The 16691-nt window shown below is 60.6% G+C and carries 18 protein-coding genes; 1 reads left to right on the forward strand and 17 read right to left on the reverse strand.

All coding sequences use genetic code 11. The features are described from left to right. Positions 1-5: 5 nt before the first annotated feature. The 4 genes from hydA to AB9K37_RS18865 form a co-directional block, all read right to left on the reverse strand. Complete coding sequence (gene hydA, locus AB9K37_RS18850) at positions 6-1415, reverse strand: dihydropyrimidinase (RefSeq protein WP_369841795.1); 1410 nt, start codon at positions 1413-1415, stop codon at positions 6-8. A 72-nt stretch (positions 1416-1487) separates the two neighbouring features. Then, the gene (locus AB9K37_RS18855) at positions 1488-2450 is read right to left on the reverse strand and encodes a TRAP transporter substrate-binding protein (RefSeq protein ID WP_369841797.1); all 963 of its coding nucleotides are present in this window, start codon (positions 2448-2450) and stop codon (positions 1488-1490) included. Positions 2451-2500: 50 nt separating this feature from the next. Beyond that, complete coding sequence (locus AB9K37_RS18860) at positions 2501-3778, reverse strand: TRAP transporter large permease (protein ID WP_369841799.1); 1278 nt, start codon at positions 3776-3778, stop codon at positions 2501-2503. Next, the gene (locus AB9K37_RS18865) at positions 3775-4344 is read right to left on the reverse strand and encodes a TRAP transporter small permease (protein WP_072703025.1); all 570 of its coding nucleotides are present in this window, start codon (positions 4342-4344) and stop codon (positions 3775-3777) included. The genes AB9K37_RS18860 and AB9K37_RS18865 overlap by 4 nt, the downstream gene beginning before the upstream one ends. Positions 4345-4642: 298 nt before the next feature. Between AB9K37_RS18865 and AB9K37_RS18870 the strand changes: the two genes are divergently transcribed. Next, positions 4643-5347, forward strand: a complete 705-nt coding sequence (locus AB9K37_RS18870) for an HpcH/HpaI aldolase/citrate lyase family protein (RefSeq protein WP_369841801.1) — start codon at positions 4643-4645, stop codon at positions 5345-5347. Here AB9K37_RS18870 and AB9K37_RS18875 read toward each other — a convergent pair. From AB9K37_RS18875 to AB9K37_RS18935, 13 genes are all read right to left on the reverse strand, one after another. Then, the gene (locus tag AB9K37_RS18875; protein WP_369841804.1) at positions 5337-6245 is read right to left on the reverse strand and encodes a LysR family transcriptional regulator; all 909 of its coding nucleotides are present in this window, start codon (positions 6243-6245) and stop codon (positions 5337-5339) included. The two genes, AB9K37_RS18870 and AB9K37_RS18875, sit on opposite strands and share 11 nt — an antisense overlap. 46 nt (positions 6246-6291) lie before the next feature. Then, positions 6292-6579 (reverse strand): DUF4286 family protein, encoded by a 288-nt coding sequence (locus AB9K37_RS18880; protein ID WP_177158348.1) that lies wholly within the window; start codon positions 6577-6579, stop codon positions 6292-6294. After that, positions 6576-7499, reverse strand: coding sequence for a dihydrodipicolinate synthase family protein (locus AB9K37_RS18885; protein WP_369841806.1), 924 nt, complete (start codon positions 7497-7499; stop codon positions 6576-6578). Before AB9K37_RS18885 ends, AB9K37_RS18880 begins: the two co-directional genes overlap by 4 nt. Beyond that, on the reverse strand, positions 7499-8428 hold the full coding sequence (locus AB9K37_RS18890) for a dihydrodipicolinate synthase family protein (protein WP_369841809.1): 930 nt from the start codon (positions 8426-8428) through the stop codon (positions 7499-7501). Before AB9K37_RS18890 ends, AB9K37_RS18885 begins: the two co-directional genes overlap by 1 nt. After that, on the reverse strand, positions 8425-8859 hold the full coding sequence (locus tag AB9K37_RS18895; RefSeq protein ID WP_176855656.1) for a MaoC/PaaZ C-terminal domain-containing protein: 435 nt from the start codon (positions 8857-8859) through the stop codon (positions 8425-8427). The genes AB9K37_RS18890 and AB9K37_RS18895 overlap by 4 nt, the downstream gene beginning before the upstream one ends. A gap of 3 nt (positions 8860-8862) precedes the next feature. Continuing rightward, positions 8863-9258, reverse strand: a complete 396-nt coding sequence (locus AB9K37_RS18900) for a hypothetical protein (protein WP_369841812.1) — start codon at positions 9256-9258, stop codon at positions 8863-8865. Positions 9259-9273: 15 nt separating this feature from the next. Then, positions 9274-10437: an acyl-CoA dehydrogenase family protein gene (locus AB9K37_RS18905; RefSeq protein WP_369841814.1), complete on the reverse strand. Its 1164-nt coding sequence runs from the start codon at positions 10435-10437 to the stop codon at positions 9274-9276. 28 nt (positions 10438-10465) lie between these two features. Further along, positions 10466-11668, reverse strand: a complete 1203-nt coding sequence (locus AB9K37_RS18910; RefSeq protein ID WP_369841816.1) for a CaiB/BaiF CoA transferase family protein — start codon at positions 11666-11668, stop codon at positions 10466-10468. 175 nt (positions 11669-11843) lie between these two features. Next, positions 11844-13343: a class I adenylate-forming enzyme family protein gene (locus AB9K37_RS18915; protein WP_369841819.1), complete on the reverse strand. Its 1500-nt coding sequence runs from the start codon at positions 13341-13343 to the stop codon at positions 11844-11846. An 18-nt stretch (positions 13344-13361) separates the two neighbouring features. After that, on the reverse strand, positions 13362-13772 hold the full coding sequence (locus AB9K37_RS18920; protein ID WP_369841822.1) for a DUF3830 family protein: 411 nt from the start codon (positions 13770-13772) through the stop codon (positions 13362-13364). A gap of 18 nt (positions 13773-13790) precedes the next feature. Further along, positions 13791-15077, reverse strand: coding sequence for a TRAP transporter large permease (locus tag AB9K37_RS18925; RefSeq protein ID WP_369841825.1), 1287 nt, complete (start codon positions 15075-15077; stop codon positions 13791-13793). Next, positions 15077-15595, reverse strand: coding sequence for a TRAP transporter small permease (locus AB9K37_RS18930; RefSeq protein WP_369841828.1), 519 nt, complete (start codon positions 15593-15595; stop codon positions 15077-15079). Before AB9K37_RS18930 ends, AB9K37_RS18925 begins: the two co-directional genes overlap by 1 nt. A gap of 79 nt (positions 15596-15674) precedes the next feature. Next, complete coding sequence (locus AB9K37_RS18935; protein ID WP_369841831.1) at positions 15675-16652, reverse strand: TRAP transporter substrate-binding protein; 978 nt, start codon at positions 16650-16652, stop codon at positions 15675-15677. Positions 16653-16691 lie beyond the last annotated feature (39 nt).

Below are 16691 nucleotides of genomic sequence, written 5' to 3' on the forward strand. Positions count from 1 at the left end.
CCGCGTCATCCACCAAACGCGCGGCTGGTTCCACGTTCTAGATATTCGCCATCCGTCGGGGCACCGAGCACGTCACCATCCAACGCGATGGTTTCGCCGCGCAGGATGGTACGAACGGGCCAGCCTTTGACCGCTAGCCCTTCGTACGGCGTGTAATCACAGTCGTGGTGCATCAGGGATTGGGAAATCGTGACTTCGCGCTCCGGGTCCCAGAAGGTCAGGTCTGCATCCGCACCCACCGCGATGGTCCCCTTTTTCGGGTATAGGCCAAAGAGTTTCGCGGGATTGGTCGCAGTCAGTTCGACAAACCGCTCAATCGAAATGCGGCCCTTGCTGACGCCTTCGGAGAACAGGATCGGCAAGCGCGTTTCGACGCCCGGAATACCATTCGGCACCCATTTGAAATTGGTGCGCGCGCCGGGCGCATCCTTGCCCTTTTCGTCTTCGAACCGGAACGGGCAGTGGTCGGAAGAAAAGATGTCGAACGTCCCGTCACGCAGGCCTTCCCAGATGGCCTTCTGGCTATCCAGATCACGCGGGGGCGGCGAGCATACGTATTTCGCGCCTTCAAAGTCCATGTTCAGACCCTTTAGGTCATCGGCGGTCAGAGCGATGTATTGCGGGCAGGTTTCGGCATAGACGTTCATTCCGCGCTTCTTGGCCCACTGGATCTGTTCCATCGGGTCGCGGCCCGACACGTGAACGATGGTGATCGGCACGTCGGTCAGTTCTGCATGGGAAATCGCGCGGTGGGTGGCTTCACGCTCAACACTCTGGGGGCGGCTTTCGGCGTGGTAGTAGGGCGCGGTTTTACCGGCCTCTTCCAGCCGACGGGCCATGTACTTGATGGCGTCATAGCCCTCAGCATGGACCATGACCATCGCCTTTTCGCGGCGCGCCACGTCGAAGACATCTAGCAGCTCTCGGTCATTCAGCACCATGTCATCATAGGTCATAAAGACCTTGAAGGACGTATAGCCCGCCTTGACCATGGCGGGCAGTTCTTGCCCCAGCACCTGCGGGGTCGGGTCGGTGATGATCAGGTGGAACGAGGTGTCCACATAGCACTTGTCCTTGGCCGCAGCATGATAGGCATCGACGGCCTCGCGCAGGGACTGTCCCTTTTGCTGCAGGGCAAAGGGCATGACGGTGGTGTTCCCGCCCGCCGCGGCAGAGCGCGTGCCGCTCTCGAATCCGTCGGCCATGACCACGCCGCCGCCCTGAGGCTGTTCAAGGTGCACATGCGCGTCGATCCCGCCGGGCAGGACCAGCAGGCCTTTGGCGTCGATATCCTGCCGCGCCAGCCCGACGTTTTCGGCGATCGCGACGATGCGCCCTTGGCGGATGCCGATCTCGGCATGGATGCGGTCACCGGCAGTGACGATTTCGGCGTTGCGGATAGCGATATCGAGCATTGGGTAAGCTTTCAAAAAACGTCGGGGCCTGCGGACGAACGGAAGGGGGTGCAGGCCCCGACAGGGGGTAACTTAGTTGGTCAGAGCTTCAAACAGCGCCTTCTGGCCATCGGTGGTCAGCTCGGTTTCATAGAGGGGCTTCGACGCCTCGATGAACGGAGCGGTATCGGGTTCGGTGATGTTCACACCCTTTTCGCGGAAGCTGTCCAAAAGGGGGTGTTCCTGATCGACAACGTACTGGCGCTGCCAAGTTGCCGCTTCGGAACCGGCTTCCAGAAGTGCGGTCTGGATATCCTCGGGCAGTGCGTCGAACTTGGACTTCTGCATGGTGATCGGGGCGGTCATGTTCAGCCAGCCAACCAGCGCAAAGTTGGGCGCAACTTCGTAGAACTTCATGCCATCATAACCGGTCGAGGCACCTTCAGCGCCGTCAACAACGCCCGACTGCAGCGCGCCGTAAAGCTCTGAATAGGACATCGGGGTGGGGTTCGCGTCATACTCGCGGAAGGCGCTGACGTGCACGGGGTTCTGCATGGTGCGGATTTTCATGCCCTCGAGATCTTCGATCGAGTTCACGGGGTTTGCGGTCATCAGGTGACGGATGCCCGACGAAAAGACTGCCAGCAATTCGAAACCGGACTCGTTTGCCGCCTCTTCCATCATGCCCCAGTTCGCGTCGACCTTCTCACCCAGCGCGGGGATCGAGGGGAACAGGAAGGGCAGATCGAACACTTTGTAGTCTTCGACGTAGTTCGACAGCATCGCGTTCGAGGTCATGGCGATATCGACAGTGCCCATCATCACGCCTTCGACGGTTTGCTGTTCATCACCCAGCTGGCCACCTGCGTAGATTTCGATGGTCGCAGCGCCGTCGGTTTTCTCTTCGAGCAGGTCTTTCATCTTTTGCAGACCCATGTCCTGCACTTCGTTCGCAGCGTTGGTGTGCGCGGCCTTGAAGGTGTAGTCGGCAGCGAAGCCAGGCACGGCAGCTGCCAGAGCGGCGACAGCGGCAAAAGTGGTGAAAACGGTTTTCATGGTAGTTCCCTGTTGATGTTTTGGTTGGAGGAGGAGTTGGCGTCCGCCGATCACATCAGGACCGACGGCAACCAAAGAGAAACAGCAGGCACAAAGGTCACCAGCATCAGCGCGACCAGCATGCAAAGAAGGGGCAGCCACACTTTGCGCGACACCTGCTCGATCCGGCGGCCCGCAACGGTCGCGGCGACGTAAAGACAGATGCCGTAGGGCGGTGTGATCAGGCCGATGGACAGGTTCAGCGCAGTGGTGACGCCGAACTGAACAGGGTCGATGCCATAGCTGCGCGCGATGGGCAGCAGGATCGGGAGCAGGATCAGGACGGCCGAGATGCTTTCCATGAACATGCCGACGATCAGCAGCAGGACGTTCACGATCAGCAAGAAAACAAAGGGGCTGTCAGTCACGCCGGTCAACCAGTCGCGCAGCAGGGCGGGCAGACCTTGGGTCGCTATGAACCAGGTAAAGACCGAAGCTGTGGCGACGATGATCAGAACGGTGGCGGACAGGCTGATCGCTTTGAGGCAGAGGCGCGGCAAATCCTTGAAGGTCAGTTCGCGGTAGATACCCATGGTGACCAGCAGTGTGGTGAACAGCGCCACGCAGGCCGCTTCGGTCGCGGTGAACACGCCGCCGATGATGCCGCCAATGATCACGACGGGCACGATCATGCCGGGCAGTGCAGCGATGAAGGCTTTGGCCAGCTTGTCGAAGCTAAAATCCTCGCGGTCGGTTTGAACAGCTTCGTCCTGACGGGCGTGCAACCAGCAGCCCCCCATAAGTCCCGCGACAACCAAGAGTCCGGGCACGATACCGCCAAGGAACATAGCGCCAATTGACTGGTTCGCGGTAATCGCGATCACAATCATGACGATCGACGGCGGGATGATCGACGCCAACGAGCCTGACGCTGCAATCACGGCCGAAGCCAGATCAATGTTGTACCGACGCTTGCGCATCTCGGGAGTCATAACCGCGCTGATGGCCGCGGTATCCGCCGAGCCAGAGCCGGAAATCGCTGCCAGACCCGTGCCTGTCACGATCGACACCAGATAAAGCGAGCCGGTGATCCAGCCCACCAACGCACTGGCAAGGTTCACAAACCGCCGCGCGATGCCGCCAGCCTCCATCAGCAGACCCGAAGCGACAAAGAACGGAATGGCCATCAAGGTAAACGAGCTGATCCCGCCATAGACCCGTTGCGCCACGATTGACAGGGGCACTGTGGTGGTCAGCTCAATCGCCACCAGAGCGGCAATCCCAAGAGCCAAGACAATCGGTACGCCCGACACAAGAAGAAGGAGGAAGCCTCCGCCAGCGAAGATCATGCGGGCACCTCAGAATTGTCGGTTTCGGGGCGCAGAACCTTGGGTGCGAAGGTCACGGCAAATTCGATCAGAAAGTAGCCAAAGCCGACCGGCAGAGCCATGTAAGGCCAGGCCATCGGAATACGCAGAGCGGGTGATTTGACGATCAAGCCAATCGCCACCATTGAAAATGACCCAACGACGACAACGGCCAAAAACCAGACCCCCAACGCCAGCCCCGCCGCATTACAAACCCGCTGAACAGGCAGCGGCGCTTTGCGGATCAGCACGTCAACGCCGACGTGCTGGTTGTAGCGCATGGCAATCCCAGCACCGAGCAAGGTCAGCCAAACTTGGGCAAACGTGGCGGTCTCTTCGCTCCATGCGATCGAATAGTTAAAGAAGTAGCGACCGATGATCTGGATCAGGATGGCCCCCGCCATATACGCCAAGAGCAAGAGCGCAACGCTGTCCACGACACGGCGCAGGACCATCAGCGCGCCAGCACCCAATCTGATCACATTTTGAAACGCGCCAGATTGCGCTTGGCCGGACCTATCCGTCGTGGGGGTTTCAGGGGATGGCATAGCGGACCTCTCGTTCACTCGGCACAGTCCAACGGCGCAAGACCTTGGATCAAATGGTATTTTGTTGCCTTTTCTCGATGCTGCGCAGTGCGCGCCGCGCAGTAAAGGCCGGCGACTATTAATATCGCGAGCCAGAGTATTTAATGCCATCGAAAGTGTGATTTACTTGAATTTTGTGATCCAGAGCGATCAGTATTTAGGCATCTTCAGATCAGAAAGGCTGCTCAAAATGAAAATTGGATCATCAAATTTGCCAGATTCACCTCAGGGTAGATCACATTTTGGGCTCGCTCTCTGCTTGGCCGCGCGCGCAGAATCGATCCTGCTCGCGCGTGGGGCAGGCTTTGACTTCGTTGTTGTCGATATGGAGCACGGCCCGCTCGGACTGAGCGATCTGGGTCAGGTCGCCAGCACGGGTATCGCAGCGGGACTGCCCGTCTACGGGCGTGTGACGGGTCCAAATTCTGGGGATGTCGCGCGGGTTCTGGACTGCGGGACCTCCGGCGTGATCGTCCCACATGTGGACACGCCCGAACAGGCGCAAAACATCGCGGCGCTCTGCCGCTTTGCGCCCAACGGGCGCCGCGCCCTACCCGGCCCCTTGCCCGCATTGGACTACCGGATTGTCCCCGCCGCAGAGCTTTGCGCGCGCGCAGAAGCTGGCACGCAGGTCATCGCAATGATCGAAAGTGCGTTAGCACTGGAAAATGTCGATCAGATCGCGGCGACACCAGGCATCGACATGCTGATGATAGGCTCAAACGATCTGGCAGACGGGATTGGACGGCGCGGCGACCTAAACCACGAGGATGTCAGGCAGGCCTTTGGACGGATCGCCAAAGCGGCGCAAAAGAACAACTGTGATTTCGGTGTGATGGGCCTACCGCCCGAATTGGTTGCACCTTATGCGCTTGACCTTGGCGCGGCGGCAATCGTGGTGACCAACGACACAAACCTGATTGTTGAAGGCGGCGCAGCGGCTCTAGCCAAAGTCAGGCGATAGGCCGCTGGCTTTCAGCCCGCACCTCTTTGAGCCGCAAGGCGACCCGTTCGCGGAACACCTCGATAAAGCGGCGGGTCTGGCGCGAGGGGACTTTGGTTTTCTGCATGGCTGCGCACAGATCGAAGCTCTGCTCTGAACCATAGGGCCGGATCACCAGACCGGGGCGTAATTCGGTATGGGCTGACAGCTCGTCGACCAAGGCAACGCCCCAGCCATCGCGGACAATACGCACAGCGGCGTTCATAAAGCGCGTCTCAATCGAAGGGCGATACTCCAGCCCCTGCGCGCGAAAACTATCGGCCAACATCAGGCCGATCCGGGTGGACACTTGCGGTCCGATCAGTGCGGCGCCCATCAGATCCTTGGCCGTGATCACGTCGAGTTTGGCCAGCGGATCGCTTTCTTGCAGCAAGCATACGGGACGCAAATCGGCAATCTGCTCGTAGTTCATTGCCTGCCGCTCATAGGGGGCCATAGCAAAGGCCACATCCGCTACGCCATTCTCGACCACTTGCAGGACGCTGTCCAAGGGGCGCGTTTCCAGTGACAACTGAATGCGGGGGAAATCGCGGGCATAGTCGGCGATAACGCGGGGCAGGACGGACTCGCTGAGTTCGGCCGTGGCCGCGATGCGGATGCGCCCGATTCGGCCCGTGCGCAGATCCCCTGCCCTTTGGTTCACTGCGTCGCGCAGGTGGAACAGGGGCTCGGCTTCTTCGAGTAGGATCAGAGCCTCTTCGGTCGGGGACAGCCGATTGCTGACACGCTCGAAAAGGGGGAAACCCAGAACCGTTTCAATATGCCGTATGGTGTTAGAGATCGAGGGCTGAGACATCCCCAGCCGCTCGGCCGCGCCGACCGTGGTGCGATAGGTCACAACGGCGCGCAGAATTTCCAACTGGCGAAGGTTCAGGATATCGGGAATGGTTCTGATCCTTGTGTTTTCAGGACTTTGTCAGGCGGATGCGCTTGAAATTTTTGACCTTGTCCGTGAAAGGACCAAAGCCTTTGATAGCCTCGAACTCGGGGGTTTCATAGGCTTCGGGACCGGTGATCGTGTAGATCGCCACGTGGCGCGGCCCACCTTCTAGACATTTTTCACGGCGGGCATCCAGCCAACCGGGACAGGCCAGAATATCGGGTAGATGGGTGTTTTCGTACCAGTCGTCAAAGGCGGCTTCATCCTCGGGGGCGACATCAACGAACACGATGTGGGTTTGCAGGGCGGTCATGCGGAAAGCTCCAGACAGGGGCGCAGAGCAGCCATGAGGGCGTCAAGCTCTGCGCTGGAAATTCGGGGGGTGGGGGCGCGGCAGGCAGGGCTGTCGATACGGCCCATCGCGGCAAGGCAGGCCTTGAGCCGTGCGGCGGCCAGATGGCCGGGACGGGCATAGACCAGACGCGCCAGATCATAGAGCGCGGTGTGGATTTTCAGGGCATCCGCGATGCGGTCAGCGCGCACATAAGTATCCAGTGCCGTGATCAGGTCAGGCACCAGCGCGGACAGACTAACAGCAGAACCGTCACTTCCCAGCATATAGCAGCCGAACAGATGCTCGTCGCCCGAGGCCATGACCGCCACATCAGGGCGCGCCTCGCGGGTGGTGCGCAGGGTGGTCTCATAGGCTTTGACCTCCCAACTGCCTTCTTTGATGCCTGCGACGGCATCTATTTCGAGCAGCTGTTTCAGCAGGTCCACGTCGTAATGCAGACCGCCAGAGGCGACCGACCCCTGAAACAGATAGATCGGTGCGCCGGTGGCTTCGGCAATACCGCGATGATGCGCAACGACAGCACGCGGATCCACACCCAAGCCCCACGAAAACGGAGCGAACACCATAATCGCATCGGCGCCAGCCTTCAGAGCGGCCTGTGCATCGGCCGCGGCGAATTCGGTATTTTCGGCGCTGACGGCGGCAAGGATACGGCGTTTGCCGGCAACCTCGCGGGCAATCCGAACGACATCGGCCTGCTCAGAACGGGACATGTGGATGCCCTCGCCCGCGTGGCCGTTCAGCAATAGGCCCGCCTGACCGGGATCGGACAGAACTTGAGCGAAGTGATGCTCTAGGCCTGTGAAATCCAGACCACCCGTATCGTGCATTGGGCAGATGGTCGCCGCATAGAGGCCGCCGTTCAGCGCCGCACTCATCACATCACCTCGGCTTTGATCAGGGCCTGACGGACACCATCTCGGATCTCTTCCGACTGGGGCAGCAGGGGCAGACGGGGGGCCGCGTTCTTGATCACGCCCATCAATTGAAGACCGTCCTTCATGCGGGTGTGCATGTCGACCACGGGTGCAGGGCCATAGATCGCGCGGACCACCGGATACAGACGATCATTCGCCGCGCGCATTGCCGCAAGATCCATGTTTTCGGACGCATCCCACAGGTCTTTGAGCAGACCGGGCACAAGGCTGGCCAGCCCCGACAGAATACCGTCGCCACCCAATGCCACTTGGCTAAAGAACCAGTGAAAGTTCGAGGGCAGGATCGCGGTGTTGTCGTCCGCAGCATTGATCGCGCGGCGGTTTTCGTCATAGGCCAGCAGAGTGGCAGAGCCCTCTTTCACCGCGACAACCTCGGGGATTTTCGCAATTTCGGCCAGCACATTGGTCGCCAGCCCAAAGCCAGAGGCAATCGGGAACTGGAAGTGCGACAGGGGCATTTGCAGCTCTTTGGCCAGCAGTTCGTACATCTTGACCGCGGCCATGGTGTTGGCGTTGCCGCCGCCCAAAGCTTCGGGCGGGAAGATCACGGCCACATCGGCGCCCGCCTCGCGCACCGCTTCGGCCTGACGCAGGGCGTCGGGGATTCCGGTGGGAACAACGCCTGCCAGCAGCGGCTGGTCGGGGGAAATCTGCTCGCGGGTGCGCTTGATGACTTCCATCTTCTCGGCGTCGGTCAGAGCGGTCGCTTCGCCCGCGTGGCCGTTTACGAAGACGCAATCGGTCGTCTCTGGCTTGGCGCAGTGGTCCAGAACGGCGCTGTAGCCATCCCAGTCAATCCCACCGGCTTCGTCAAAGGGAAGGACGGTCGCGACGGTGATGCCACGCAGGTCTTTGGCGGAAATGGTCATTGGGTCACTCGTTTTCTCGGGAATTTCAGGGTGGCATCAGCCTTGAGGACTTCGACGCCCTCTTCGTTGCGGGCGCTGGCCTGCCAGTCGACGGTGCGGTTTTCTTCGTCCTTCGAAGAAATCCAGATGTCGAAGGTGATCGTGTCGCCATAGCGGACCGCGCCGGTGAACCAGAAACTGTCGCGGATCGACACGCCCACAGTCCCAACCAGTTCAGCGGTCAGGACGGACGTGCAGATGCCCGCGACCAGAATGCCAGGGGCAAGGCGTTCGCCGAAGCGTGTGGTACTGGCATAGCCTTCGTCCACGTGGACGGGGCCAAAATCGCCGGTCGCGGCGATATACATAGCGCCGTCCGCCTCGGTCACAGTTTTAGAGACGCTCACGCGGTCGCCCACGGTCAGCTCGTCAATGTTGCGGATGTCATACATGGCTTACCCCTTCAGCGGGACCATGCGGGCGGTGCCGGTGATGGTCTCTGTGCCCTCGACCGCGATGGTCAGGGTGCAGTCGATGGCCTGATCGGTAGCCTCGGTCACGGTCGCGGTGGCGGCCAATGACGATCCCACAGGGAACGACGCGCCAAACGCAGCGTTGAAGCTACCTATCCGCCAGTCAGCGCCGCAGAGGCGCCCCAAAGCGGTGGTCAGCAGACCGGCAGCCGCGAGTTCGAACACCGACATATCGGGCAGGTCCACGGATTTGGCATAGGCGCGATCCACGTGGGATTTCGTCATGTTGCCGGTGATGCCGGTAAAAAACCCCTGCTCGGCCACGGTCATGGTCTTGCGAAAGGTGATGCTGTCGCCGGTGGCGGGAAGCGTGGTCATGGGAAATCCTTTCGATTACAGGGTCAGGCCGCGCTTGATCACCGAGCGGGCGATCAACATGCGGTGCACTTCGGAGGTGCCGTCGTAGATGCGGGTTACGCGGGCATCACGGTAGATGCGCTCTAGCGGCAGTTCCTTGGTAAAGCCGTAGCCGCCAAAGACCTGAATGCCCCGATCCGCCACGCGACCCAGCATTTCCGAGGCCTGAACCTTGACCATCGAGACCTTGTCGCGCGGGTCCATGCCATTGTCCTCTTCCCATGCGGTGTTCAGCACCATCATGCGGGTGGCAAAGATTTCCATCGCGCTGTCGGCGATCATCTGCTGCACCATCTGGAAGTCGCCGATGGGCTGACCGAACTGTTTACGGGTGGCTGCGTGTTCGCGCATCATCTCGAGCACGCGGGAAGCCATGCCGACCGCACGGGCACCAATGTGGCCCAAACGAATGCCACCCACGTTGGCCATCATCACCTTGAAGCCGTTGCCGACCTCTCCCAGCACGTTGCCCTTGGGGATACGCACGTTGTCAAAATACAGCTCCGCGTGGCCATAGCCGCGGTGACCCATCATGGGCTGGTTGCGGGTGACCTGAAAACCGGGCGTGCCTTTGTCAACGATCAGCAGGGTGATCCCGCCGCGCGCACCCTTTTCGGCGTCAGTCACGGCCATGACGATCACGTAATCCGCAATGTCACCGTCCGAGATAAAGTGCTTGGTCCCGTTCAGAACCCACTCGTCCCCGTCCAAATGCGCGTTGGTTTTGATCGCCGCCGCGTCCGAGCCTGCGCCCGGCTCGGTGATTGCCATGGCGCAGATCTTGTCGCCTTTGACAGTGGGATAGAGGTACTTCTGACGAAGCGCCTCGTCCTCGAACTGTTCCAGCATCGGGTAGACCTGCCCAAAAATCCGGCGGATCAAGGCGTCCGAGGTCTGCCCCAACTGCTCCTCGACCAAACACATATCCATCACGCCAAGGCCAGCGCCGCCGACCTCTTCGGACATGTTCATGGCGTAAAAGCCCAGTTCCTGCGCCTCGGCGCGGACAGCGGCCAGTTTATCGGCGGGAATTTCCGCGTTTTCTTCGGTCTCGCATTCCAGCGGCTGCACCTTTTCGCGGACGAACTTGCCCACCGCTTCGGTGACCATCTTCATCTCGTCGGAAATCGTAAAATCCATAACTTACTCCAAGTCTCGGGGCGCAGGCTTAGCTGCGCATCTTGTTGGTTTGCACTACGACGCCCGCATCGATCAGGCGATCGATCTCAGCGGCATCCACGCCAGCCTCGGCCAACACCTCTCGGGTTTGCTCGCCCAAGGCGGGAGGCATCGTGCGGATGGGGGGGACCTCTCCGTCGTAGCGGACAGGGTGGGACAGCATTTTAAAGGTCGAGCCCTGCGATCCCGGCATGTCGGTAAAGGCCTGCAGGTGATCGACCTGCGGGTTGTCAAGCAGACCGTCATAGTCGCGGACAACCTCGTGCCAGACGCCTGCTTCGGTCAGCTTTTCCACGGCCTCTTCGGTGGTCAGCGTGGCCATGCCCGCCGCCACGAGGCGCGAGATTTCACCACGCTTGCTGAAACCTTCGTCCGCGCTCAGCTCCGCCAGTTGCGGCAGGTTCAACGCACCGGACAACTGCGGCGGCGTGGACATCGAAATCATGACGTGACCGTCTTTGGCCGCATAAATCCCGTAGGGCGCGGGGCTGAACCAGTTGGCCATACCGTCCTGCCCACGCGGACCTGCCTTTTCGGCGCCGTTCATCCACGCGGTGATGGATTCACCCTGCAAGTCCATAGCAGCTTGCAACATGTTCACGTCCACGCGGCGCGCAACACCGGTGCGCTCGCGCTCGAACAGCGCCGCGATGATCCCTGCGACAGTCAGCGCCGCCGCATGGTGGTCAATCGGGACAGAGCCAACCGCGACCGGACCGCTCTCCATGCTGCCGGTGTGCGCGGCCAGACCGCACATCGCCTGCAGTAGAACGTCCTGACCGGGGCGTTTAGCGTAGGGGCCGTCGATGCCGTATCCGGTGGTGGTCGCGATGATGATGCGCGGGTTGACTGCGCGCATCTCGGCCTCGGAGAGGCCCAGTTTGTCCAGCGTGCCGGGGCGGAAATTCTCCATCACCACATCAGCGGTTTCGATCAGTTTCTTGACCGCCGCGATACCTTCGGGGGACTTCAGATCGACCGCGATCGAGCGTTTGTTGCGCCCCGTGGTGATATGGTTGACCGAGGTATCATCCACGAACCTATTGGCCACGGCCCAGTTGCGCTGGAACGCGCCGGTCAAGGGTTCGACCGTGATGACATCCGCACCGATATCGCCCAAATGCTGCGCCGCAGCAGGGCCGGACAGGAAGTGGTTAAAGCTGAGTACCCGGATTCCGTCGAGTGCGCCCATGATGATCCCTTTGTGTTGTCTGAGATCAGGCTAGAGCAATCAAAAGCGGCTGTTAATATAGCCTGCGATAGTCATTCATGAGCCTGATATTTGTTTTTCAAATAGTAGAAGTCGAAGAAGGTTTCCTATTCACATCAACGGCTTCACTGGATTTCCCTGATATCTACCGCGCTGTTCAGGCGTCGGTCCGTGTCTCTGCCCATTCTGCGGCGCAGGCCTTGCGCCGGATCTTACCAAAGCCGTCGCGAGGCAGCGCATCCAACACAGAAATGTCTTTGGGCACCTCTTGGGGGCTCAGTTTTTCTGCGCAGAATTTCCGCAGTGCAGCATGGTCGATTTGTGCACCTGCTTTGGGCTCCAGACAGGCCACGATGCGTTGCCCCCATTCGCGATCTGTGGCGCCAAACACCACCGCATCCGCCACGTCGGGAAACTGCAGCAGCACACCCTCGATGGTTTCAGGATGCACCTTGACGCCGCCCGTGTTGATCACGTCATCGCGCCGTCCGCCAAGGTAAAGGTAGCCGTCCTGATCCAGCCAACCGACATCACCGATGCTTTGATAGCCATCGGCGTCACGCTCGGGCTGCGGGGCGTTCGGGCCCGCGTAGTGACTGCGCCCGCCAAGGTCATCGGGGCGCATGAAAATCTCGCCTGCCTCGCCCGTGGGCAGCAGGATGCCATCGGGGCCATAGATGCGGATATCGGTCTCGAACCCGCGCCCGACCGACCCGCGATGGGTCAGCCATTCGGCCCCTGTGATCGTAGTCTGGCCGGTGTTTTCGCCAGAGCCATACATCTCGGTCACGCGCTCGGGGCCGAGGACGTTGATCCACGCTTCCTTCAGCCAAGCGGCGCAGGGCGCGCCGGTGTGGTACATGGCGTGCAGGCTGCTTAGGGACGCGCCGCTGGCCGCCAAGCGGTCGTACATCCTGACCATCATGGTGGGGACGACCATCGCGAAACCGACCTGATATGCGTCAATGACTTGCAGGGCGCGGACGGCGTCGAACCGCTCCATCAGCACCAGCGTGTTCCCCTCAAAGAGCCCATTCTGCGCCCAAGTGAACGGCGCGTTGTGGGACATCGCCCCACACACCAGTTGCACTTGATCACAGCGGAAGCCCAAACGCGGAGCCACGCGGCCCCAGCTTGCACCGGGCACGCGGACGAACGGCCGTTCGTCGCACATCATCTTGGGCAGGCCGGTCGAGCCACCGGACAGAACGATCTTGCCGGGGGTCGAGATGCGATCCTCGACCCCTGTTTCAGGCAGGCTATTCGCCAGAGCCTCGAAATCGCATTGGGTCATCTCGCCGACGCCCGTGCGCTGGGACACGACCAAAGCCGCGCCGCTACGCTCTTTCATCGCGGCGGCGGTTTCGGGCTTGATGCCGGGGTCCAGCACCATCGTCGTCGCGCCGACCCGCCAGATCGCAACGGCCAGCGCGATGTGGGCAGGCACGTTGCCCAAGGCAAAGCCCACCACATCCCCCTGCCCCACACCGCGCGCCACCAGCGCACGGGCAAAGCGGTCGGCCATCGCGTTCAGGTCACGCCACGAATAGGTCTGCGCTTCCCCCACGCCCGGCAGGAAAACCAGTGCGGTCTGATCACCGCGCGCGTCGGCCAACTGGCGCAGACGGGCGCCAAAGCTGATGGGGGATGCGGTCATGGCGTGTCTTTCTTTCGCTTAAACTTCTTCGAACAGGATGTCCTGCGCGCCTTCCCACAGCACCTTGGGGCCGATCTCTTTCAGCTTATCGAGGTTCGAAGTCAGGGTAATGAAGTGGTTGCCCGCCAGCTGCCCCATCTTGGAGGCAAAGTTCACGCCGCCATAGGCGAGCAGAATCTCGGTCTCCGAAATGCCGCCGGGATACAGCACGAACTGACCGGGCGCGGGATAGGTGGTGTGGTTCTCGTAGTCGACGCCGAAATCGGTATCGCCAAGGGGGATCCACACGCCCTCGCCCGACCAGCGCACGTGAACGACTTTGCTTTTGTAGGGTAGCTGCGCTTTGAATGCGGCGACGGTTTTGGGCGCGTCTTCTTCGAACTTGGCGTCGAATGCGATACCGGCGATGGTGACTTTGAGTGTGGTCATGAGTGGTGGTCTTTCTAGTTAATCAATCAGGCCGAACATGCGGGGCAGGAACAGCGTAAGTTCAGGGATAAAGGTCACTGCGATCAGCATGGAGAACAGGCCCGCCAGCGGCCACGCCAGACGACGGGACACCTGCATCACCGACCGTCCAGCAACCGAGGATGCCACGAACAGGGACACACCGTAGGGCGGGGTCACCGTGCCGATGGCACAGTTCAGGATCACCAGCAGCGAGAAATGCAGCGGATCGACGCCCATGGTGACAGCGATCGGGGCCAGGACCGGCACCATGATCAGGATCGCCGCGATGGTTTCGAGGAACATGCCGACGAACAGGAACAAGAGGTTCGCGATAATCAGGAACACAACCTGGCTGGACGAGACGCTCTTGATCCATTCACCAAGGATTTGGGGCACGTTCGCGTTGGCAATCAGCCAAGAGAAGACGCTCGCGGTGCCGATGATCAGCATGACAGCGGCAGACAGGGACGCGGTTTTCAGGATCAGGCCGGGCAGTGCGCTGAGTTTCAGGTCACGGTAGACGAACGCGCCCACCAACAGACCATAGAAGCCGGAGACAGCCGCCGCTTCGGTGGGGGTGAACACGCCGCCAAGAATTCCGCCGAGGATCAGGATGGGCATACCAGCTGCGGGCAGAGCGGCCCATGCGGTGCGGCCAAGGCGCGGCAGGGTAAAGGGCTCGCTGTCTCGATAAACGTCACCTCCACTGCGGGCTTTGAAATAAGAGATGATCATCAGCATCAGGATGCACATTGCGCCAGGCAGGATACCCGAGATGAACAGCGCACCAATGGAAACGTTGGACACGACGGCAAGGATCACCATGGTCAGGCTTGGCGGGATGACCTGCGCGATAGAGCCTGCGCAGGCGATCAGGGCCGCGCCGTAGTCGACGTCATACCCTTTGCGGCGCAGTTGCGGCTGCATGATTGCCGAGATCGCAGCGGTATCCGCCGAGCCAGAGCCCGAGATCGCCGCCAGACCCGCCGCCGCAACGCAGCTGACTTGGTAAAGGCTGCCGACGACCCAGCCGATCAGAGCCGAGGCGAACTGTACAATCCGGCGAGAGATGCCGCCTGCGTCCATGATCACGCCAGCGAACACAAAGAACGGGATCGCCATCAGGGTAAAGGAGTTCAGTCCGGCAAAGACACGCTGGCTGACGATGGCGACGGGCACGTCGGTCGTGGTGATCAGCGCCAGCACCGCGGAGGCGCCAAGGACGAAGACAACAGGGACGCCAAGGGCGAGAAGGAACAGGAAGGCGAGTGCGATAACCAGCATCAGATGGCCTCCTCGGGGTCTGGGTCAGCTTCGGGCGGGGGGAAGGGATTGTCCCAGCGCTGGATCACGGCGAGCAGCAACTCGAGCGACATGTATCCGGCGCCGATGGGCAGGCAGAGGTAGATATACTTCATCGGGACGCGCAGGGCTGGCGAGAGCTGGAACGCGCCCATCTTGATCAGGGGCTGGGTGCCATAGGCCAAAACCCACAGGAAACTCGCGACAACCACGGCGATCAAGACCAGCGCAACGCGGGCGTAGGGCAGCGGCAGCTTGGCCGGCAGCATGTCGATTGCGACGTGCTGGCCGCGAGCCAAAGCAACGCCGGAGCCTAGAAGCACCAGCCAGATCTGGCTGAACGTCGCTATCTCGGACGCGGCAGCGATGGAGTAGTTAAAGACGTATCGCCCGCCGATCTGCACCAGAACCGAGACCATCATCACGGTGAACAGGATGACCACCGCAGCAGAGGCGACAGCACGCAAAATCAGACATAGGCGTTCGAGAGGGGCGAACATGGGCGAAACTTTCCAATCTTAAAGCCCCGGCCGCACAGGAAGCGACACGGCCGGGAACGTTAGGTCAAGTAAGGAAGGGTTACTCGACCGATTTCAGAAGTTCGAAGATTTTCTTCTGGCCCTCGGTTTCCAGATACTTCTGCTGAACGGGGGCGGCTGCTTCGCGGAATTCGGTGGTGTCGGGACGGGTCATCTTCACGCCGACCTCTTCCAGGTCCGCAAAGCGTGCGTTGTCGCTGGCCAGATAAGTGGCGCGCTCGAATTTCCCGGCCTCAAGGCCCGCTTCATCCAGAGCCGCCTGAACATCTTCGGGCAGAGCATCATAGGCCGCTTTGCCCATGATCACGGGCGCGACCAGCTCCAGCCAACCAACAACGGCCCAGTCGGGTGCAACTTCGTAGAACTTCTGCGAGTAGAAGTTGGTGTTGGCCGCTTCTGCGCCATCAACAACGCCGGTTTCCAGTGCGCCATAGAGTTCGGTGTAGGCAATCGGGGTCGCGTTCGCGCCAAATGCGTTAAAGGTATCCACGTGCGCAGGGTTCTGCATGGTGCGGATCTTCAGGCCTTCCATGTCGGCCAGTGTTTCGATCGGCTTCTTGGTCATGATGTGACGGGTGCCTGCCGAGAAGACGGCCAGCAGGTGGAAGCCCTGCTTTTCCAGCTCCGCCTGAATGGCGTCGCGAACGGCAGGGTCGCTCAGGGCGCGGTCCATTTGCTCGGCGTTTTCGAACATGAAGGGCAGCGAGAAGACCGACAGATCAGGGACAAAGTTCGACAGGGTCGAGTTTGCGGTCACTGCGATGTCCACGGTACCCATCTGGGTGCCTTGGATGCTCTCCATCTCGTCACCGAGGGTGGCGTTGTCGAACACGTTAATGGTGGCCGCGCCGTCGGTCTTGGCTTCCAGAACTTCAGCCATTTTGCGCAGGCCAACGCCATAAGGCTCGTCTGCGTTCGCGTTGTGGCTGGCTTTCAGGGTGATGTCCTGAGCAAAGGCAGGTGCGGCGACAGCGGTGATCGCCATAGCGGCGCAAAGTGCAATGTTGGTCAGTTTCATCATGCGTATCCTTGTTAAACTCACTGTTGGGGAGGGGTC

It is taken from the genome of Donghicola sp. XS_ASV15 (assembly GCF_041224595.1).
Classification (GTDB): domain Bacteria; phylum Pseudomonadota; class Alphaproteobacteria; order Rhodobacterales; family Rhodobacteraceae; genus Donghicola.